An 18,376-nucleotide genomic window follows, 5' to 3' on the forward strand; every position below is an offset into this window, starting at 1 on the left:
ACGAAATTAGACGCATACGCAGCCCACCCGGGCAGCCGTCGCAAGGAGTCAGACCGTGAACACCATCGCTTCGATCGCTCTTCGCCCCCAGGACCTCGCCGAGCTCGCTGACGTCGACCCCAACGGTGTCGCAGCATCTGCCGCTGGTGACGAGCTCACCAACTTCGACCTCGACCGCTGGTCGAACCGCCTCGCCCGGATCATCCTCGACCTCGGCGCCCGCGAAGGTTCGGCCGTCGCGATCGCGCTCGACCCGTCGATCGAGAAGATCGTCGTCGCCTGGGCCCTCGCCAAGACCGGCCTCCTCGGTGTCAGCACCGACGTCGAGGTTCCCAAGGCCAAGGTTGGTATCACGACGCGCAACAATCGCGATGGACTCTCCGAGTCGATCACGTGGCTCATCCTCGATGAGCCGGCCACCATGCGCCTCTACATGACGGTCGACGACGGTCCCGTCACTGTTGCGGCGTAAGCAATCCTCGTAGCATATTTACCCAGAACAAGCAGGAGAAACTGAAATGGAAGACGTCCTCAAGCACGTCGCAATCGAGCCCGGAGACAACGTCGTCGCCCGATTCGGTAATGCAGTAGGCGTCTTCAGCACGCACACGGTCGCCGAGGCGGAATACGTCGAGCAGCTGATCGAAGAACTCGAAGAGGCCAGCGCAGCCGAGACCTACCCGGGCGAGGAAATCGCTCGTCGAGTGGCACCGATGGTTCTGCGCAACGGCAAGGCTCTGCCGGCCTTCGGCATTGTGGCTGCGGTCCCGAACGGGTTCGTCGTGGCGGTGCACGGCCTGGCCTGGGCCCGCGTGACGTCTCCCCAGACGACGCTGCACCTCGCCGGCGACTCGGCCTTCACCTGGGTGGAGCGGATCGTCGCCGCGCCGGTGTCGGAGATCTCGCTGACGCTGTCGCCGAAGGAGCAGAAGCCGGTCAACCCGCGGTCGGACCTGCGACTCGGCACTGTGAACGGCGACGGACTCGTCATTCGGACGCAGGGTGTCGCGGCTGCCAAGGGTGTGGCCCTGAAGAGCATTTCGCCCAAGTCCATCGCTGGCAAGATCGCCGCGTCCGCGAAGATCGCCGTTGCCGACCTGTACGCGACGCAGGCTTCGCCGGCCGTCGACGATTTCGCGACTGCGCATGCCGCCGCGATCGAGTTGCTCGACGAGCCCACGACGGAACCGCAGCCGATTCGCGTCGAGGTTCCGGAGGACGACACCATCGACGGGCCCGTCGCCCAAGTGATCGATGAGACGCAGGCGTCGCGGGCTGCGACGCCGTTCGAAGAGGAGACCCGCGGGTCTGACGACGGACGCGACGCCGAGACCCAGGACGGACTGCCGGTCGATGCCGGAGCCACCCAGATGGCGCCGCTCGTGGCACCGTCGAGCCCTGTGCTGATCGGCGATGACGGTTCCCGGATCATCCTCGACCGCAACTACGTGCTCGGCCGTGACCCGCGCAGCGACTCGGCAGTTCGTCGGGGTGAGGCGTCGCCGATCACGATCCTCGACGACTCGAGTGCGATCTCCCGCGTGCATGCCTACCTCACCGCGGAGAAGGGTTCAGTCACCATCCGCGACAACGGGTCGACCAACGGCACGTACATCGCGTCGCCCGGTGCACCGGAGTGGGCACGCCTGAACGGCGAGGCGGTTCACCTGAACACCGGTTGGGCGTTGTGCCTCGGCAATCGGGTTTACGTCCTGCACTCTGCATGATTTCAGTCGGCCGCACATCCTGACGGGTGTGCGGCCGCACTTATTGCGTATCCGCAGTTTCTGCGGTACGGTGAATCATGTCCAACCCGTACGACCGCATTCGATCGGAACTCGAGAAGGCTGAGCAGGCCGCTCCTGCGGATTCATTGCCGCACTGGCGGAACATCATCGATGAAGCCAGCCGCGTCCTCGACGAACAACTTGCCAAAGCTGTCGTCGATGACGAGATCTCGATCCGGGCTGCGGGCGCGAGTGCCGGGCTCACCGAAAACGCGGTGGGTCCCCGCCTTGCCCGCACCGCACTTCTCGCCCCTTACGCCCGTCCCGACGGTCGAGTGACGGCCGAAGATGTCAGACGTGCGCGGTATGACAAAGCAAGCGGGCAGTCACAAGCTGCCCCCGTTCCACCTCAACCGATGCGGTTCAAGCCGCGCCGGCAATCCTGAAGGAGCCGCCATGACGGATCAGAACCTCACCCGAATCGTCTTCCTCCTCGACCGTTCCGGCTCGATGCAGTCCATCAAGACCGACATCGAGGGCGGTTTCGATGCGTTCATCGCCGAGCAGCGCAAGAACGCCGGTGAATGCACCGTCACGCTCGCGCAGTTCGACAACGAATATGAGGTCGTCTACGCGAACAAGCCGCTCGCACAGGTGCCGAGCCTGGACCTTCAGCCCCGCGGAATGACCGCTCTCCTCGATGCGATGGGCAAGCTCATCACCGACACCGGCGCCGAACTGGCCGCCCTTCCGGAAGATCGCCGCCCGGGTACCGTCATTTTCGCGATCATGACCGACGGCCTCGAGAATTCCAGCAAAGAGTGGACGCACGCGGCGATCAAGTCACTCGTCGAGCAGCAGACCAAGCAGTACGCCTGGGAGTTCCTGTACATGGGAGCCGATCAGGACGCCGTCGAGGTCGGCGTGAGCCTTGGGGTCCAGCCCGACAAGGCCGTCACCTACAGCCGCGGCAAGTCTCGCGATGTCTGGGCGGCGACCGCGGCGAATGTCAGCAGCTACCGCAGCGCCAAGATGGCGGACCCCGCCGCGGCGATGCCGGCCTACTCGCAGGCACAGCGAAGGGCCGCGCGGGATTAATTTCTCGGCACCTGTCGAAAAGGGCATTGCTCGATCGACGCATTGATGAACCGGCAACAACGCCGGAACACCGAGCGTCAGGAGCACCGCAATGTCCACCATCACCGCCACCCGCCCGACCGTCACCGCGTCGCAGAACGCGATCTCGTCGAAGGCCCGCAAGGCCGGCTGGATTCTCTCCGGCCTTGTCACGGCCTTCCTCCTCGCCGACTCGTTGACCAAGCTCGCCGGCGTCGAGGCCGTGCGGACGGCGACGGCTGAGCTCGGGATACCGGTCAGCCAGACCCCGATCATCGGAGCGACGCTGCTGGTGTGCATCGCGTTCTACGTGTTCCCGCGGACGTCGATCCTGGGTGCGGTGATGCTCACCGGCTACTTCGGCGGAGCGATCGAGGTGCACATGATCAACCAGTCCGGAGTGTTCGGCTACGTCCTGGCTCCCGTCTACTTCGCGATCGTGGCCTGGGTTGGCTTGTACCTCCGCGACGAGCGCACTCGCACGGTCGTCAAGTCGTTGATCGGCCGGTGATCTGCGGAAATCTAGGGCGTACGGCTCGCCGTGCGCCCTAATCCCGTTTAGGTGCAGGCCTATTCGCGACAACTGGGTAAGCGCCGGTGTGCCCCACACGTTCCTGGGCCACCGCGAGAACGCGCCCTCGAACGAGGTACCAACCGCCGATCAGCGCCGGGACGATGACCACGAGCGTCGCAACCGTCCAGGTCCCGATGGGATGGTCCAGCGCCATGAGAACGAGCACCGCGAACAGAAAGACGAGAGTCAGGTATCCGGTGTACGGCGAGCCCCACAGCCGGAACTTCGGCCGCTCGAGAATCCCCTTCTGCGACCACCGATACAACTGAATCTGGCAGACGACGATCGTTCCCCACGAGGCGAGAATGCCGAGGGCCGCCATGTTCAGCACGATCTCGAACGCCTGCCCGGGGTTCAACGCATTGAGCACGACACCGAAGAGAGCGATCACGGACGTGAGCAGGATGCCACCGTAGGGGACGCCATTCTTCGACATCTTGGCCGTGAAGGTCGGCGCGCTTCCGTTCATCGCCATCGAACGCAGAATTCGGCCCGTTGAATACAGTCCTGCGTTGAGACTCGAGAAGGCCGCCGTGAGGACGACGATGTTCATGATCGAACCCGCGCCCTCGATGCCGATCTTGGAGAAGAACGTCACGAACGGACTCTCGCCCGCGCGGTACGCGGTGTACGGGAGCAACAGGCCTAGAAGCACCAGCGAACCGACGTAGAAGACCGCGATACGTGCGATGACCGAGTTGATCGCACGCGGCATGATCTTCTCCGGATTGGCCGTCTCCCCCGCTGCGGTTCCTACGAGTTCTACTGCGGCATAGGCGAACACGACGCCGGATGTAACAATCACCAGCGGATAGACACCGGTCGGAAACAGCCCTCCGTGATCGGTGATGACGCTGATTCCGGTTCGCGCGCCGTCGATCTCGTAGCGCCCGGCGAGGAAGATCGTACCGGCAACGATGAACGTCAGCAGAGCGATGACCTTCACCAGCGCCGCCCAGAATTCGAGTTCGCCGAAGAGTTTCACCGAAATCAGGTTCATCGACAGCACGACCGCCAGCGCGATCAGCGCGATGAGCCACTGCGGTATCGAGGTGAAGGCCGTCCAGTAGTGGAAGTAGGTGGCGATCGCGGTCGAGTCGACAATGGCGGTCATCGCCCAGTTGAGGAAGTACATCCACCCGGCGACAAAGGCGGCCTTCTCGCCGAGGAACTCGCGCGCGTAGGAAACAAACGAACCCGACGAGGGCCTATGCAGAACCAACTCGCCGAGCGCTCGAAGGATGAGAAAGACGAAGACGCCACAGACCGCGTAGACGACGAACAAACCTGGTCCGGCGCTCGCCAGGCGACCACCCGCCCCCAGGAAGAGACCGGTTCCGATGGCTCCACCGATGGCGATCATCTGGAGCTGACGAGGTTTGAGGCCTTTGTGATAGCCCTCGTCCTCATGACTATGGGCCGACTTGTCGTACTCCGTGGATTCGACGGCGGTCACGACCGGCCCTCACTGTCTTCCGAAGGCCCCAGGGACGGCGGTGCGGGAACGTCCCGGAACGTGAAGATGAACCCGAACACAGCGATGACCGCCGCGACCCCATATCCGATGAGTGAGAACCAACCGGCATGTTGGTAGGCCGTCACGGCGACGATTGCGATCGCCGCGAAGACCATGAACATTCCGATCAGCGGGGTCCTCGCCAGATACTTGTCGCGCGGCATGACGTCTCCTCGAATCAGATTGCGGAGCAGTTCAAGTCAAGCGCCAGAGTCGCTGGGCCGGCAACTAATTCACGGAATCGACGTGCGCTCGTAGCTTTTCCAGCGTGTCTGTGGCGCTCCGGCCCTGCGAGAGTGCGATCGCGAGGAACACCCGGATGTGGTGCGGCGTCATCCCGCCGACGACCGGGACGTCCGCTGCGGCGAGTTGACCTCCCCCACCGGGATAGCCGTAGACCGGAGCCGTGCGAGAGTCGTGGGCCCGGGTTCCGACGACGATGAGCCGCCCGTCCCGCACCTGCCGCACCACCGCATCGGCCATCCCGACGGGCAGGTTGCCGGCGCCGTTCGCCGCCACAACCACGGCATCGGAAGCCTGTGCGGCACAGTCGATCACATGGCCGTCGGCCCCCATATAGGCAGTGACGAGAGCGACCTTGGCATCGTGGTCACCGGGCGGTCCGAGGGTCGTCGCCGCTGCTGGGCGTTCGATGACCCGCCACCCGTGCGATTCACGCCTCGCCAGGAGCGGAAATCCCGGGGTGTCGAACGCGTCGACCAAGGTGCCGGACACCTTCTGCACTCGACGCCCCAGCAGGACCTTGCCCGCGAAGACGACGACAGGTTCCCGCCAACAGCCCAGCCGGACCGCGTCGATCGCGCCGCGGAGATTCGCCGCCGCGTCGCTCCCCGGCTCGGCCCCCGGCAACATCGAACCGGTGACTGCCACGGGAAACGGCCACGGTCCGGCGTAGGTCAGCCAGGCCGCGACTTCTTCGATGGAATCCGTGCCGGTCACGACGATCACGCCGGCGACATCCGCCAATTCGGCAAGTCGGCGACTGACCGCGCGCAGGTGTTCGAAGGTGAGTTCGGAACCACCCAATTGGGCGATCGGACTGGTCCGAAATTCGACGTCGTGGACGCCGGCGAGGGACGCGATCCCAGCGGCATCGAGTTGCGGCTTGGCGAGCCCTCCCGCGGCGACCGCCATGCTGATCGTGCCACCCAGAGTCACCAGCTCAATCGGTGCTGCCATGGCACTAAGTATTAGCCACCGTGTCACCACAGCCGGATAGTGTGCGATTCATGATGATCGATCATTTCGGGATCAACTGCGCCGATGTCCAGGCCTCCGCCAAGTTCTACGACGTCGTCCTCGGAACACTCGGCTTCAGTCGACAGATGGATTATGGCGTCGCGATCGGGTACGGCCGAGATGGCTTCCCGTGGTTCTGGCTCAGCAGCTACGAGAACCTGCCGGCAAACCGTGAAGTGCACATTGCCTTCAAGGCGGAAGACGCGGCCGCGGTGCGGTCCTTCTATGAGACGGCGCTGTCGCTCGGGGCCGAGTCCTTGCATGCACCGCGGATGTGGCCCGAGTACCACGAGCACTACTACGGCGCATTCGTGCGTGACCCCGACGGCAACAACATCGAGGCCGTCACGCACCGGGCGAACGAAGGCGACTAGGTCCGCGCAAAGAGCTCGTCGAGCTTCTCGTACCCCTGGTTGACGCCGTCTTCCATGCCGTTGGCCAGCCACCAGTCGCGGTCTTCGATGCTGCCGCACAGAGACTTCTGATGCAGCCGGGTCCGGCCGTCGCCGAGGTCCTCGACAGTCATGGTTTCGAGCGTGACCTTCTCTGGCATCTCTTCCCACACGAACGTCTGCACGACACGGCTCTCGCTGACCTCGTGGAAGCATCCGCGGAACGCATAGGTGTCGTCGAGGAACCGCCAACTGCCGCCGTCGCGCGCGTCCCAATAGTCGATCTTGACGGTGCTTTCCGCCGGCCCGACCCACTTGACGTAGATGTCCGGATCGACGTGGGCCTTGATCACCTGCGCCGGCGTCGCCGCGAAATCGCGAGTGATGTGAATGATCGGGAGCTTCGGATCGGGCTCGATGGTGGTCTTGTCAGTCATTGTTCTGCCCTTCTCGGGACGTCTGGGTGTTCATTTCGGCCAGCACGGCATCGAGGCGCGAGTACCGCTCCTCCGCTCGCTGCTGGTACTTCTCGATCCACTTGGTCATGAGGTCAAAGACCTTTGCTTCCAGATGAACTGGTCGTCTTTGGGCGTCGCGGCTGCGCGTCACGAGACCCGCATCCTCGAGCACCTTGAGGTGCTTCGACACCGCCTGCAGGGATACCCCGTACGGCGCCGCCAACTCCCCAACGGTCGCGTCCCCAACGGCGAGCCGGGCGACCATGTCGCGTCGGGTGGGATCGGCAAGTGCCGCGAAAACGCGGGACAGATTGTCTGTCATGCCGCTCCTTTCTCAACCATTTGGTTGAATACAGATTAGGCCCACTGCTTGTTCGTTGTCAACCATTTGGTTGAGTAACTAGCCGAGCGACAGTCCATGCTCCGCAAGCGCAGCTTCGAGGATCCCCAGCGCCTTCGGCCCGAAGCCGTGCAGCGCTTCCAACTCCGCGCGCGGGGCGCCGACAAGGCTGCGAAGTGTCGGATAACCGGCGGCATTGAGGGCGCGCGTCGCGGGAGCGCCGATTTTCGGCAGCGTTTCGAGGTCGGTCACTATCGGTCGTCCCCCAGGACGCGATCGAGGTACGGGTTACGAAAGATGCGGTCAGGATCGAGTCTGTCTCGCACGGCGCAGAATTCGTCGAACCGCGGATAGACCTCACGGAGATAGTCGGCGTCGCGGGTGTGCATCTTGCCCCAGTGCGGTCGTCCGCCGAGGTTCATCATGACCTCTTCGACGTCCCGGAAATAGTCGTCCGGTTCGTCGCGGAAGTAGCGGTGCACCGCGACATAGCCCGACGTCCGGCCGGACGCCGTCGAGAGCATCAGGTCATCGGCCGCTGCGGCCCGCACCTCGATCGGGAAGCTGACCCGATATCCCTTGTCGGCGATCAGTTTCCGCACACCGTCAAAGGCTTCCCCGAGCTTCTCGAGCGGGACCGCGTATTCCATCTCGCGGAACCGGACCTTGCGCTCACTGGCGAACACCGCTGCCGACGCGTCCACGAACGTCCGTCCGGACAGCGCATTCCCGGAGACCTTGTTGATCGTCGGAACGGCGTTCGGAAAGCGAGCAGACACCCGACACAGACCGCCGAAAAGCTTGTTGCTGAGCAATTCATCGTCGACATAGCGTCGGAATTTGGACGGCCCCGACGGCTCGACGAGTCCGCTCAACCGCTTGTTCCGCTTCGTCAGCGCAGCCTCGGTGTGCGGGAACCAATAGAACTCGAAGTGGTCGTTCGTCTCTATTTCCTCGCGCAGGCGTCCGAGGACGTCGCCCACCTTGGCCGGCTGCTCCGATGCCTCGATCGAAAACGCCGGAACGCACCGGACGGTGATCTCCGTGACGATGCCGAGCGCGCCCAGACCCAACGCGGCCGCCTGAAGCTCGGTCGGGTCAGTGATCTCGCGCTCCTCACATCTGCCGGTCACCAGGCGCAACCGCGTAATCTGCGTGCTGATGCCACCGAACGTGACGCCCGTTCCATGGGTTCCGGTTGATGTCGCACCGGCAAGGGTCTGGCGGTCGATATCACCGAGGTTGGCCATCGCCAGTCCGTGCGGCTCGAGCCAGGCGGGAATCTCGTAAAGGTGCGTTCCCGCACGGAAGGTGGCGTCGAGATCATCGATCCGAACGAGACCGCGCATATTCGTGAGGTCGAGCATCGTCTCCCCCGGCACCGCAATGCCCGAGAAGCTGTGCCCCGCGCCGACCGCTTTGACCGTCGTTCCGGTTTCTCGCGCGGTCTCGATCGCCGCTGCGACCCCGTCTTCCGACACGGGAGTGAGAACACTTGCTGGACTTGCAGATTCGGTACGACCCCAGTTCTGCCAGATCACAGGAACGCCTTCCCCTCGCCGCGATAGGTGGGCACCTCATCGACGACAGTGTCGCCGTCGACCACGAAGATCGTGTTGACGTGCTCGCTCAGTTCGCCGGACTTCGTGTGCCGGAACCAGACTCGATCGCCGATCCCCAGCGCACGGGCAGCGTCACCGCGCAGTGGCGTCTGCACCTCCCCTGCTCCCTCGCGACCGACGTTATTCAGTCCGCTCGGCCACGCGATCTGTGGCAGCCTGTCGTCGCCCGGTGGACCCGATGCAATCCAGCCGCCGCCATGACACGTGACGACATCCGGGCGCGGCTTTCGCACGACATTGAGTCCGAAGCCCAACGCGGGCGCGGGCCGGAAGTGCCGGTAGTGGTCGAAGAGATGGCCGCCGAAGAATCCGCTGCCTGCGGCGATATCGGTGACGGACTGATCAGCGGCAGTCGCCTCGAGTGAGCCCGTTCCGCCCGCATTGACGAATTCGAGGTCGGCAATCTTGCGGATCTCCGCGATGACGTGACGGCGACGATCGCGCAATTCCCGCATCGACGCCGACTGCATCAGTTGGATCGCCCGGCTTTCATTGCCGAGCCCGGCGACTTGCGCCTCGTAGGACATGACGCCGACAAGGCGGAACCCACGACGCTCGTGAATCGTGCGGGCGAGCGACACCGCCTGGTGAACCGTATGAACCGGGGAACGCAGAACACCGAGGTCGCCCATGACGGGAAGGCGCAATGATGCATCCAGGTCGATCGCGACTCGGATGTCGTCCCGCTTGTCCGCGGACGCCACCGCATCGACGAGGTCGAGTTGCTCAATCGCATCGACGAGGATCGTCACTTGTTGCAACGCAGTCGGATTCGCAATGAGTGCGGCGATGGCCGTGCGGTTGACGGTCGGATATCCGACCAGGATGTCCGCGACGCCGTGCTCGGACAGCCAGATCGCTTCCGCCAGGTCATACGCGAGAACACCACTGAAGCCGGGAAGCGTGAGAATCGCTTCGATGAGTGGTCGTACGCGCAGCGACTTGCTCGCCACGCGAATCGGCGCACCCTGTGCCCGACGACGCAGATCTGCGATGTTGTGCAGGAGCGCCGGGAGACTCAGCGCGGCCACCGGCGCATCGAGCTCTGCGGTCGCAACGGTCAGCGAGTTCCAGTAGTGGGCGGGCGCCGCGACCCAGGGCCTGTCCTTGGGTGGTTCCGAGGCGAGCAACGACGGTAGGCGCACGAGAATCAGGCTATTGAAGAAAATCTGTTGAAGCCCACGACTCCTCGTCCTAACGTCGAATTCACCTTCGAATCTGGAAGGACATCGAAATGCCAGACCAAGCTCGGGCAAGCCGCCGGGACGACCTGCCGAAGAAGCAGCGCCACAATCAGTCCCTCATTCAGCAGAAGCAACAAGGTCGTGTCACCAAGGCCCGGTCCGTCATGACCAGCACCCCGCAGCACTTCCGCCAGCGCGGCTTCCGCTAACCACGGTGAGCGCACAACCCTCGCGGTAACGCCCGAGAGCGTTCCGCGAGGGTTGTGCACTCGCGGTCAGAACACCGTCTTGGTGACCGATCGAACCCCTACGAACAGGCCAGCCGCTGCAGTGATCGCGGCGGCGACGGCACCCCAGAGCACGCTCATGCCGAGGTCGCCCGCGAACAGCGTCCGCTCGGCTTCGACGATGTACGTCAGCGGGTTGAACTTCGACAGAACCTGCATCCAGCCTGGACCGGTCTCGAGCGGCAGCATCATGCCCGACAGGATCAGGAGCGGGAACAGCAGAGTCTGTTGAACCGCCCAGAAGATCCACTCCGTCTTGCGTGCCGCGATGGCGAGCGCGTACGAGAGCGCACCGACTCCGACTCCGAACACGCCCAGAATGACCAGTCCGACCACGATGTGCGCTGGGTAGAGATGGAATCCGAACGGTGCCGCGATGAGCGTGATGATCAACGCCTGCACGACGAGCGGTGTCATCTCCTTGAGCGCACGACCGATCAACAGCGCAGGTCGCGACAACGGAGTGGCCAGGATTCGCTCGAAAGCGCCGGTCATGATCTCGTACTGCAAGTTCGAGCCGGTCATGGAGGTACCGAACATCGTGATCATGACGACGACACCGGGCAGGAACCACTGCAGCGACGACCCGCCGAAGGCGCCGGCCGCACCGGATCCGGCGACGCCGTTGAGCAGCGGGCCGAACAGCCCGAGGAAGACGAGCGGCTGGATGAGCGAGAAGATCAGCGAGAACGGATCACGAAGGATCGTGAGCATTTCCCGCTGCCACACGAAGCGGGTGTCGGAAAGAACCGCAGTCATCACGCATCGCCCCCTTCGCGCAAGCTGCGCCCAGTCAGATTCAGGAACACATCGTCCAAGGTCGGTTGATGCAGGGTCGCCGACAGGACGTCGATCCCCTTGTTGTGCAACGCATTCAGAAGTCTCGGAAGCGTTCGATCGCCGGCCTCGACGCGAACGTTGATGGTGTTCGACGTGGTGTCGAGAATCGTTCCGGCATTCGCAGCGACCTCGCTGGCGAGTTGTACGTCGGATTCGTCGACCGTCACGGCGATCCGATCACCGGCTTGCTGGGCCTTAAGTCGATCGGCAGTGTCGGCGGCGATGATGCGGCCGTGGTCGATGATGACGATCCGCTCGGCCATCGAGTCAGCTTCCTCGAGGTAGTGCGTCGTCAGCACGATCGTCGTGCCGCGTTCCTCGCGCAGACGGGTGATGTGTTCCCACAGGTTGGCGCGGTTCTGCGGGTCCATTCCCGTTGATGGCTCATCCAGGAACAGCAGTTCGGGTGAATGAATGAGTCCGAGCGCGATGTCGAGTCGACGCTTCTGACCACCGGAAAGTGTGCTTACCTTCCGCAGTTCCATACCCTCGAGGGCCAGGGTTGAGAGCAATTCCTTGCCCCGCTCCGACACCTCGTCTTTGGACAATCCATAGAACCGGCCCTGCATGCGCAGTTCGTCCCAGACGCGGTAGTTGTAGCCCGCTCCTGGATTCTGGCCGATGTAGCCGATCTTCTTGCGCACCCCCGCGGGGTTCTTGGTGACGTCGATGCCGGCGACTTTGGCCGTTCCACTCGTCGGCGGAAGCAAGCTCGTCAGCATTCTGAGCGTGGTCGACTTTCCGGCGCCGTTGGGACCGAGAAGCGCGACGAGTTCGCCCTTTTGGACGTCGAGGTCGATGCCTTTGACGGCTTCAACGACCTGCTTGCCAGTCGTAAATGTTCTGGTGAGTTTCTCGGTGTGAATCATTCCCAGCCCTTTATCCGTACAGCATACCGAGTTACGATTAACACCGTACACCGTACGCATTGGTGGTTCAAGTGACAGAATCCAAACCCGTGAGCAGCCCCTACGAAGGTGACCCGAGCGAATGGGGCACGCCCGAAGGTCGCGCGATGATCGAGCTGCTGTGGAATCCGCCGGCGCCGGGCACTCGTGGGCCCAAGCAGCGGCTTTCGCTCGATCAGATCCTCGGTGCCGCGATGGAGATCGCGGCCGCGGAAGGCGTCGACAAACTGTCGATGCGCGCGCTCGCCACCAAGCTCGGCGTCGGCGCGATGACGATCTATACCTACGTGCCCGGGCGCGACGAACTGTTCGAGTTGATGATCGACCGCGCGTGGGCCTCGAGACGACCGGCCGACCGGTCGCTCCCCTGGCGCGCGCAAATCGAGTTTCACGCCCGGGAAGCGTGGGCCATGTACGAGCGCTATCCGTGGATGATTCAGTCCAATCTCTGGCGGATGCCGTTGGGGCCCAATGTGCTCGACATCCAAGAGGATCTCTACCGGGCAGCAAACCTCACGGGGCTCCCGCCTGCGGACGTGGCCCGCGTGACCGGGCTCGTGGAATCGCATGTGTTCGGTATTGCCCGAAGCAAGATCACCGACACCCGCATGTCCGCAACGACCGGCATGAGCGCGGACGACTATTGGGAATCACGGTCGAGCTTCTGGGGGACGTATTACTCGGCAGAACGGTTCCCCACCATGACGTTCCTGTGGGAAGAAAAGGCCTTCGACCAAGGCATGGACGAAGGCTTCGAATTCGGGCTAGCGAGGTTGCTGGATGGGGTTGAGCTCCTGGTGGCGCGCCTTGAGCCCTGACAGTCACTCGGGAAGATACCGAAGGAGAGCGAGTGACACGCTCAGCGCGAGTGGGCACGTGACTTCGACCGATTCGCCCTTCTCGTTAGTCATTTCAACGTGCACTGAACCGAACGCAGTATCGATTCCGACCGTGCACCCCGCGCGGCGATCATTCGCCAAGAGATAGGTTTCGCCGACCCGGTCACCGACATTTGCGGTTTGAAAGTCTGAGTATGTGGCGTCTCGTCGAATGGTCGACATGCCGTCGCCTGACGAGGAGACGACCAGCCAGTAGCGTCCGTTTGTCGTTTCCCATCGACAGACGTGCCACCCGACCGGTTGACCAGTCTCGTTCTTCGTCATGGGGACGGCCCCCGCCTGCCTCAACGCCTGATCCGGCAACCCCGTGCACGGATCCCAGACGTGGGCTTGAACGGCTTTGCCTTGGATCGCGCACGCGCCGATGAGGGCCGCCAGCACCAACGCCGCCATGACACTCCGCAAACCCGCACCTCTCTCCTACGCAGTGATCTCTATCTGACCTGGCTGGGGCCAGGTCGACGGCGGGTTATCGGTAATCCAGGCGTACTCGATTCCGGAGAGGTGTCCATCGGTGATCCAGATGAGGATTTCGCCGCGATAGTCAGCTCTGCTGGTAACAAACACCTCGACCTCGAGCGGCCCGTCCGGAGCGTCGAGTCGCGGACCGCTCATTGGACCCCGAATGTCGAGAATCCAGTCCGCGGAATTTCGCACTTGCGCCGACACAAGGTCGTCGACCAACGGTCGAAAACGCGAACTACTCGAAGCCACCGCCTCGACCAGGCGAACCACCTCTGGCTCGATCGGCCGCCACTCATCAGCTTGTTGGTTGCCCGGATTCATCGGACGAAGAATGTTCCTCTCTTGAGTTCAACGGAGGCCAACGGCCGTCTGGCGGTACCTGACCGCGGGGCGGTTGGAGTATCGCCCGCGTCAATTCTTCGCAAGGCGTGAATGCGAGTTAGCGCGGCTGCTCAACCGGGGTGAGCTCTTGATAACGCGCCTTGAGTTCTGAGGGTTGCTTGTCGGAGAGGCCGTGCATGGCGAGGTAGTTGGAAGCTGCGGCGTCGTCTTCCTCTTCGAAGTGTCGGATTGAAAGGAGCAAGAGTTCGCTCAGTTGCTCGCCGACTTCGATGAATTGATCAAGGCGCACCGTTAGTCCGGCATCCCGGTCGAATGCCAACCGATCGAATTTCGCAGCGAGCTGTCGCGCAGAAGGCAGATCCGGGAAGCCTGCTGCACCACCAATAAATCGCGTGTCACCCCGCATCTGGCGAAGTGCCTGCAACCAGTGCTCCGTCGCTTCGCGGCCCTCGATGGCTTTCGAGGGCTTGATCCAAAGGTTCCCAGACTCAGCCTCGCTGAGCAGTTCTGTCCACATGGCAACTCCTAACTAGGACGGGAGGTTTGGGAGCAGTTTCCGCGCCACCACGAGAGCGACCTGGCATGCCGCGTCGCCAGCTTTGCGCCGAGTCATTTCGACATGAACTGAACCGCGGGCGGAGTCGAATCCGACAGTGCATCCGCCGTTTCGATCACCAGCCACCAGATAGGTCTGACCACTTCGCCCGCCAACCTCAACGACACGAAAATCTGCATAGGCCGCCCTCTTCCGCAACGTAGCGAGGGAATCCTCCGACGATGCGACATTGAGCCGGTAGGTGTCGTAGGTGGTCTGCCAACCGCACACGTGCCAGCCCTTGAGCTTCACCGCGTCATCCTTCGTCTCAGGCTTCGCCCCCGCCTCTCGCAAAGCCTGATCCGACAACTCGGTGCACGGGTCCCAGAAGTGAGCTTCGACAGCCTTGCCCGGAATAGAGCACCCACTGACGAGGGCCGCGAGCATCAACGCCGACACCACAGTCCGCAAATCACTCACCTCCTACACACCATCGACGCACCAGATTGCCAAACGGTTCCATGGTCATTTGCGAGGACTCCTGCTGGGGCGGTCCGGTCACATTCCCTCTCGATTGAATTTCTTTAGCGCAGCGGCCGCACCACGGCTCCACTCACCGCAGAATCTGCACAGTCTTGCACCATCGTCGCAGGTCAGGGCCTCAACTTGTCGTACCTCCGTCGTACGATCGATAACGTGTTCGATACCGTCCTAACCGCCGCCACCACCGCCGCCAACCCCGTGGCAGGGGTCGATGCGGCGATCCTGTGGCACCGCATCGAATCAGCCGCCGCTGCCCGGAAGCTCGCATTTGTGGGCGAGGTTCTGGCCCGTCACCTCAACGAATGCGAAACACCAGTCGGAACGCTGCCCGGCGGCGTCGATCCTGCCGACGCCGCGGAAGCCGAAATCGCGGCCGCACTCGGCATCACCTGCTCCACCGCCGGGCGCTGGATGTGGCTCGGACACACTCTCGCCACCCGACTCCCTAACCTCGCGGCAACCTTCGCCGCGGGCGAGCTGACCGAACACCAGGTCCAGACCATCGCAACCTGCACCGCAAACGTCGACCCCGATTTCATCAAAGAAGTAGAGGCCCACATCCTGTCCGCCCTCAAGGGCTCGTCCGCGCGCCTGGTCGGTAAGAAGCTGCGCGCTGTGATCGACGCGGTCATCATCCGCGTCGACCCCGACGGCCTCCGCGCCCGCCGCGACGCGGCGGTATTGGGTCGGCACGTCCACGTCCACCCAGCCACCGACGGCATGGCCGAACTTGCCGGCTCCCTCACGGCCGAAGATGCCACTTTCCTCGACCGTCGCCTCGATGAAATGGCCAAGCGTGTCTGCAGTGATGACCCACGCTCATTCAGTGCCCGCCGCGCCGACGCCTTGGTCGCGCTCACCCACGGCCGCCCCGACCTCGATTGTCTCTGCGGCGACCCCGCATGCCCCTTCACCGCCGATATCGCCGGCACCCCGCGCCGACCGCTCGTGCACGTCATCGCCCCCGCGGACACCCTCACCGGAGAGTCCGACGCACCGGGCTGGATCGACGGCTTCGGCTTCATCTCCGCAGAACACCTCCGCGCAATTGCCGCCGCTGCGGACCTGCGGGCGCTGCACAACCCGACTGTTTCGGACGCCGTGGCCGACTACTTCGCTGAAACCCCCGAGGATCGATACCGGCCCTCCCAGAGTCTGGCGGACTGGGTCAAAGCCGTCCACGGCTGGTGCGCATTCCCGGGATGCGGCCAACCCGCATGGGAATCAGACCTCGACCACCGGACACCCCGCAGCGCGGACGGGGACACCGCTTCGTTCAATCTCGGGCCGTTCTGCCGCAAGCACCACAACCTGCACACCCATGGAGGCTGGGAGACCGAGCAACTCATCGACGGCACCCTGATTCTGACCTCACGCGAAGGAAGGGTGTACCGGGTTCCGCCGCTCGGGCCGATCCCTCTGCTGAGCAACCCCGTGCCGATGAGGCCGAAGAGGCAACCCCGCGCCCAAGGACGCGTCAATCGCGTGCGAAGGGAGCGCAAACGTGCACACGATCAGAACAACGAGCCGCCACCGTTCTGATCGACACCCCGTCTAGCCCGCCAGCCCAAGCTGGGCGGGCTAGGGGGCGCGGGTCGCTAACGGCCCAGCCGGTTCCCAAGCTGCACACCGAAGTCGATCTTTGTACGCTGCCAGGTATGCCTTCGTTTTCGAACACACGCACCGCAGTCATCAACGCAGACACGGCCGCGATCCACGCCCTGATCAACGACTTCCACAAGTGGGAGGGCTGGTCCCCGTGGGAGAAGCTCGACCCGCAGATCAAGCGGACCTACAGCGGCGCTGCTGAGGGCGTCGGCGCCTTCTACGCCTGGGAAGGCAACAAGAAGGTCGGCCAGGGCAGCATGGAGATCACCTCCTCCACCCCGAGCCAGATCGAACTCGACCTCAAGTTCATCGTCCCGTTCGAAGCGGACAACAAGACGACCTTCACGCTCACGCCTGCGGGCACGGGAACTGAGGTTGCCTGGACCATGAGCGGCGAGCGCAACATCCTGTTCGCGGTGATGGGAAAGCTGTTCTTCGACAAGGCGATCGGCAAGGACTTCGACAAGGGCCTGGCTTCGCTCAAGGAACTCGCTGAGCAGTAATCGCTTGCCTTGACCAGGGCCTCGGGGCGTGCTCCCGGGGCCCTGGTCGTTGCCGCACAATGGTGCGATGCGCATCCTCTTTTCGACCACTGCCGGCGAAGGCCACTTCGGGCCGATGGTGCCCTTCGCGCGGTCCGCGGTCGATGCCGGCCACGAGGTGGCCGTCGCCGCGCCTGAGTCGTTCGCCTCGTCCATCGCGTCGTCCGGTTTGAAGCACCTGCCCGTCGACGATGTCCCTGGTCATCTCATCGGCGCAGTGATGAGGCAGCTGCCAACGCTCCCCCGCGAAGAGGCGAACAAATTGGTCGTCGGCGAGGTCTTCGGCCGCCTCGACACCCAATTCGCGTTGCCGAAAATGCGCCAGATCTTCCGGGACTTCCAGCCTGATGTCGTTCTGCGCGAACCGGCCGAGTTCGCGTCAGCCGTGGCCGCTGTCGAGACCGGTACCCGGTCGACGATCGTCGCAATCGGGGTCGACGAGGCGGACGGGTTCTACCGCGAAACAGTGCGACCAGCACTTCGCGACTTCGGGATCGACGACGATGCGGAAGTCTGGGACGTCCCGCAGGTCTCGCTCCTGCCGGCCTCGTTCGACTCTGTCAACAACGACCACATCGTCACGCGCTACCGCGACCTGCCTGCCAAACGAGTCGAACTGCCCGACTGGTGGAGCGGGAGCGACGCACCTCTCGCCTACGTCACATTCGGATCAGTCGCCGCCAACATGGGTCTGTTTCCCCGCCTGTACCAGCACGCGATCGACCAACTGGCGAACCTCGACGTTCGCGGCCTGCTGACCATCGGCCGCAGTGCGGACCCGGCAGCCCTGGGCACACTCCCACCGAACGTCCATGTCGAACAATGGTTTCCACAAGCAGGCGCGCTTGCGCAAGCCGCCGTCGCGATCGGGCATGGCGGATTCGGCACAACCCTGGGCGCGTTGGTGGCCGGGGTCCCGAGCGTGGTCATGCCGCTGTTCTCGATCGACCAGTTCATCAACGCACGTCGTGTCGCCGAATGCGGACTCGGCTTCTCCCTCGACGGACTTGAATCGCCCGCTGCCGACCCCGCCACCGCGGGCGACCTCGCCGCTGCCGTGCAAGAGGTCCTGACACACAACGAGATTCGCGAACGAGCCGAGAAGATGGCCGCCGAAATCGCCACTCTTCCCCTCGTCACCGACTTCCCGGCAACTCTCTAGAAAACAGACAAACCGGAAAATTCGCTCGCGCTAAGTCTGCCTGGCGGCCGACACTG

Annotated in this window: 25 protein-coding genes; 11 read left to right on the forward strand and 14 right to left on the reverse strand. The window is 63.6% G+C overall.

Annotation, left to right across the window (positions count from 1 at the left end; all coding sequences use genetic code 11):
• Positions 1-55 precede the first annotated feature (55 nt).
• From F600_RS0112270 to F600_RS27940, 5 genes are all read left to right on the forward strand, one after another.
• A complete protein-coding gene (locus F600_RS0112270) occupies positions 56-472 on the forward strand; it encodes an AMP-binding protein (protein ID WP_018160917.1) in 417 nt (138 codons plus the stop codon).
• Positions 473-518: 46 nt separating this feature from the next.
• Positions 519-1,727 (forward strand): FHA domain-containing protein, encoded by a 1,209-nt coding sequence (locus tag F600_RS0112275; protein WP_018160918.1) that lies wholly within the window; start codon positions 519-521, stop codon positions 1,725-1,727.
• A 77-nt stretch (positions 1,728-1,804) separates the two neighbouring features.
• Positions 1,805-2,173, forward strand: a complete 369-nt coding sequence (locus F600_RS0112280; RefSeq protein WP_018160919.1) for a hypothetical protein — start codon at positions 1,805-1,807, stop codon at positions 2,171-2,173.
• A 10-nt stretch (positions 2,174-2,183) separates the two neighbouring features.
• Entirely contained in the window at positions 2,184-2,825 is a 642-nt protein-coding gene (locus tag F600_RS0112285; RefSeq protein ID WP_018160920.1) for a vWA domain-containing protein, read from the forward strand.
• A 91-nt stretch (positions 2,826-2,916) separates the two neighbouring features.
• The gene (locus F600_RS27940; RefSeq protein ID WP_018160921.1) at positions 2,917-3,354 is read left to right on the forward strand and encodes a DoxX family protein; all 438 of its coding nucleotides are present in this window, start codon (positions 2,917-2,919) and stop codon (positions 3,352-3,354) included.
• Positions 3,355-3,391: 37 nt separating this feature from the next.
• Here F600_RS27940 and F600_RS0112295 read toward each other — a convergent pair whose 3' ends face one another.
• The 3 genes from F600_RS0112295 to F600_RS0112305 form a co-directional block, all read right to left on the reverse strand.
• Positions 3,392-4,873 carry an amino acid permease gene (locus tag F600_RS0112295; RefSeq protein ID WP_018160922.1) on the reverse strand — a complete coding sequence of 494 codons (1,482 nt, stop codon included), beginning with the start codon at positions 4,871-4,873 and terminating at the stop codon, positions 3,392-3,394.
• Entirely contained in the window at positions 4,870-5,097 is a 228-nt protein-coding gene (locus F600_RS0112300) for a hypothetical protein (protein WP_018160923.1), read from the reverse strand. The genes F600_RS0112295 and F600_RS0112300 overlap by 4 nt, the downstream gene beginning before the upstream one ends.
• A gap of 64 nt (positions 5,098-5,161) precedes the next feature.
• On the reverse strand, positions 5,162-6,133 hold the full coding sequence (locus F600_RS0112305; protein ID WP_018160924.1) for an asparaginase: 972 nt from the start codon (positions 6,131-6,133) through the stop codon (positions 5,162-5,164).
• 53 nt (positions 6,134-6,186) lie between these two features.
• Here F600_RS0112305 and F600_RS0112310 point away from each other — a divergent pair, with 53 nt between their 5' ends.
• Positions 6,187-6,567: a VOC family protein gene (locus F600_RS0112310; RefSeq protein ID WP_026306480.1), complete on the forward strand. Its 381-nt coding sequence runs from the start codon at positions 6,187-6,189 to the stop codon at positions 6,565-6,567.
• Here the strand turns inward: F600_RS0112310 and F600_RS0112315 are convergent.
• From F600_RS0112315 to F600_RS0112335, 5 genes are all read right to left on the reverse strand, one after another.
• Positions 6,564-7,022, reverse strand: a complete 459-nt coding sequence (locus tag F600_RS0112315) for an SRPBCC domain-containing protein (protein ID WP_018160926.1) — start codon at positions 7,020-7,022, stop codon at positions 6,564-6,566. The two genes, F600_RS0112310 and F600_RS0112315, sit on opposite strands and share 4 nt — an antisense overlap.
• On the reverse strand, positions 7,015-7,365 hold the full coding sequence (locus tag F600_RS0112320) for an ArsR/SmtB family transcription factor (RefSeq protein ID WP_018160927.1): 351 nt from the start codon (positions 7,363-7,365) through the stop codon (positions 7,015-7,017). The genes F600_RS0112315 and F600_RS0112320 overlap by 8 nt, the downstream gene beginning before the upstream one ends.
• A 78-nt stretch (positions 7,366-7,443) precedes the next feature.
• Positions 7,444-7,635 (reverse strand): helix-hairpin-helix domain-containing protein, encoded by a 192-nt coding sequence (locus F600_RS0112325; RefSeq protein ID WP_018160928.1) that lies wholly within the window; start codon positions 7,633-7,635, stop codon positions 7,444-7,446.
• Positions 7,635-8,924: a D-arabinono-1,4-lactone oxidase gene (locus tag F600_RS0112330; RefSeq protein ID WP_026306482.1), complete on the reverse strand. Its 1,290-nt coding sequence runs from the start codon at positions 8,922-8,924 to the stop codon at positions 7,635-7,637. The genes F600_RS0112325 and F600_RS0112330 overlap by 1 nt, the downstream gene beginning before the upstream one ends.
• Positions 8,921-10,150 carry an amino acid deaminase/aldolase gene (locus F600_RS0112335; protein ID WP_018160930.1) on the reverse strand — a complete coding sequence of 410 codons (1,230 nt, stop codon included), beginning with the start codon at positions 10,148-10,150 and terminating at the stop codon, positions 8,921-8,923. The genes F600_RS0112330 and F600_RS0112335 overlap by 4 nt, the downstream gene beginning before the upstream one ends.
• An 89-nt stretch (positions 10,151-10,239) precedes the next feature.
• Here F600_RS0112335 and F600_RS31610 point away from each other — a divergent pair, with 89 nt between their 5' ends.
• Complete coding sequence (locus F600_RS31610) at positions 10,240-10,398, forward strand: hypothetical protein (protein ID WP_018160931.1); 159 nt, start codon at positions 10,240-10,242, stop codon at positions 10,396-10,398.
• Between the two features lie 66 nt (positions 10,399-10,464).
• Here F600_RS31610 and F600_RS0112345 read toward each other — a convergent pair whose 3' ends face one another.
• Positions 10,465-11,235 carry an ABC transporter permease gene (locus tag F600_RS0112345; protein WP_018160932.1) on the reverse strand — a complete coding sequence of 257 codons (771 nt, stop codon included), beginning with the start codon at positions 11,233-11,235 and terminating at the stop codon, positions 10,465-10,467.
• Positions 11,235-12,185, reverse strand: a complete 951-nt coding sequence (locus F600_RS0112350) for a daunorubicin resistance protein DrrA family ABC transporter ATP-binding protein (RefSeq protein WP_018160933.1) — start codon at positions 12,183-12,185, stop codon at positions 11,235-11,237. The genes F600_RS0112345 and F600_RS0112350 overlap by 1 nt, the downstream gene beginning before the upstream one ends.
• Before the next feature lie 89 nt (positions 12,186-12,274).
• Between F600_RS0112350 and F600_RS0112355 the strand changes: the two genes are divergently transcribed.
• Positions 12,275-13,042: a TetR/AcrR family transcriptional regulator gene (locus F600_RS0112355; protein ID WP_018160934.1), complete on the forward strand. Its 768-nt coding sequence runs from the start codon at positions 12,275-12,277 to the stop codon at positions 13,040-13,042.
• Between the two features lie 3 nt (positions 13,043-13,045).
• Here the strand turns inward: F600_RS0112355 and F600_RS0112360 are convergent, their stop codons facing one another.
• From F600_RS0112360 to F600_RS0112375, 4 genes are all read right to left on the reverse strand, one after another.
• Positions 13,046-13,528 carry a DUF3558 family protein gene (locus F600_RS0112360; RefSeq protein WP_245541521.1) on the reverse strand — a complete coding sequence of 161 codons (483 nt, stop codon included), beginning with the start codon at positions 13,526-13,528 and terminating at the stop codon, positions 13,046-13,048.
• Between the two features lie 15 nt (positions 13,529-13,543).
• The gene (locus F600_RS0112365; RefSeq protein ID WP_018160936.1) at positions 13,544-13,909 is read right to left on the reverse strand and encodes a hypothetical protein; all 366 of its coding nucleotides are present in this window, start codon (positions 13,907-13,909) and stop codon (positions 13,544-13,546) included.
• 118 nt (positions 13,910-14,027) lie between these two features.
• On the reverse strand, positions 14,028-14,447 hold the full coding sequence (locus tag F600_RS0112370) for a hypothetical protein (RefSeq protein WP_018160937.1): 420 nt from the start codon (positions 14,445-14,447) through the stop codon (positions 14,028-14,030).
• Between the two features lie 12 nt (positions 14,448-14,459).
• Positions 14,460-14,945, reverse strand: coding sequence for a DUF3558 domain-containing protein (locus F600_RS0112375; RefSeq protein ID WP_245541522.1), 486 nt, complete (start codon positions 14,943-14,945; stop codon positions 14,460-14,462).
• 216 nt (positions 14,946-15,161) lie between these two features.
• Between F600_RS0112375 and F600_RS0112380 the strand changes: the two genes are divergently transcribed.
• The 3 genes from F600_RS0112380 (at position 15,162) to F600_RS0112390 (ending at position 18,320) form a co-directional block, all read left to right on the forward strand.
• Positions 15,162-16,550 carry an HNH endonuclease signature motif containing protein gene (locus tag F600_RS0112380; RefSeq protein WP_018160939.1) on the forward strand — a complete coding sequence of 463 codons (1,389 nt, stop codon included), beginning with the start codon at positions 15,162-15,164 and terminating at the stop codon, positions 16,548-16,550.
• A gap of 116 nt (positions 16,551-16,666) precedes the next feature.
• Positions 16,667-17,119: an SRPBCC family protein gene (locus F600_RS0112385; protein WP_018160940.1), complete on the forward strand. Its 453-nt coding sequence runs from the start codon at positions 16,667-16,669 to the stop codon at positions 17,117-17,119.
• A gap of 67 nt (positions 17,120-17,186) precedes the next feature.
• Complete coding sequence (locus F600_RS0112390) at positions 17,187-18,320, forward strand: glycosyltransferase (RefSeq protein ID WP_156024552.1); 1,134 nt, start codon at positions 17,187-17,189, stop codon at positions 18,318-18,320.
• Positions 18,321-18,376: the final 56 nt, after the last annotated feature.

It is taken from the genome of Smaragdicoccus niigatensis DSM 44881 = NBRC 103563 (assembly GCF_000380645.1).
GTDB lineage: Bacteria > Actinomycetota > Actinomycetes > Mycobacteriales > Mycobacteriaceae > Smaragdicoccus > Smaragdicoccus niigatensis.

Excerpts from the sequence above, each read along its gene's own strand:
- F600_RS0112350 (WP_018160933.1), bottom strand. The coding sequence starts at position 12,185 with ATGATTCACACCGAGAAACTCACCAGAACATTTACGACTGGCAAGCAG.
- F600_RS0112320 (WP_018160927.1), bottom strand. The coding sequence starts at position 7,365 with ATGACAGACAATCTGTCCCGCGTTTTCGCGGCACTTGCCGATCCCACC.
- F600_RS0112365 (WP_018160936.1), bottom strand. The coding sequence starts at position 13,909 with ATGAATCCGGGCAACCAACAAGCTGATGAGTGGCGGCCGATCGAGCCA.
- F600_RS0112285 (WP_018160920.1), top strand. The coding sequence starts at position 2,184 with ATGACGGATCAGAACCTCACCCGAATCGTCTTCCTCCTCGACCGTTCC.
- F600_RS0112315 (WP_018160926.1), bottom strand. The coding sequence starts at position 7,022 with ATGACTGACAAGACCACCATCGAGCCCGATCCGAAGCTCCCGATCATT.
- F600_RS27940 (WP_018160921.1), top strand. The coding sequence starts at position 2,917 with ATGTCCACCATCACCGCCACCCGCCCGACCGTCACCGCGTCGCAGAAC.
- F600_RS0112345 (WP_018160932.1), bottom strand. The coding sequence starts at position 11,235 with ATGACTGCGGTTCTTTCCGACACCCGCTTCGTGTGGCAGCGGGAAATG.
- F600_RS0112305 (WP_018160924.1), bottom strand. The coding sequence starts at position 6,133 with ATGGCAGCACCGATTGAGCTGGTGACTCTGGGTGGCACGATCAGCATG.
- F600_RS0112275 (WP_018160918.1), top strand. The coding sequence starts at position 519 with ATGGAAGACGTCCTCAAGCACGTCGCAATCGAGCCCGGAGACAACGTC.
- F600_RS0112310 (WP_026306480.1), top strand. The coding sequence starts at position 6,187 with ATGATCGATCATTTCGGGATCAACTGCGCCGATGTCCAGGCCTCCGCC.
- F600_RS0112385 (WP_018160940.1), top strand. The coding sequence starts at position 16,667 with ATGCCTTCGTTTTCGAACACACGCACCGCAGTCATCAACGCAGACACG.
- F600_RS0112390 (WP_156024552.1), top strand. The coding sequence starts at position 17,187 with ATGCGCATCCTCTTTTCGACCACTGCCGGCGAAGGCCACTTCGGGCCG.
- F600_RS31610 (WP_018160931.1), top strand. The coding sequence starts at position 10,240 with ATGCCAGACCAAGCTCGGGCAAGCCGCCGGGACGACCTGCCGAAGAAG.
- F600_RS0112280 (WP_018160919.1), top strand. The coding sequence starts at position 1,805 with ATGTCCAACCCGTACGACCGCATTCGATCGGAACTCGAGAAGGCTGAG.
- F600_RS0112300 (WP_018160923.1), bottom strand. The coding sequence starts at position 5,097 with ATGCCGCGCGACAAGTATCTGGCGAGGACCCCGCTGATCGGAATGTTC.
- F600_RS0112370 (WP_018160937.1), bottom strand. The coding sequence starts at position 14,447 with ATGTGGACAGAACTGCTCAGCGAGGCTGAGTCTGGGAACCTTTGGATC.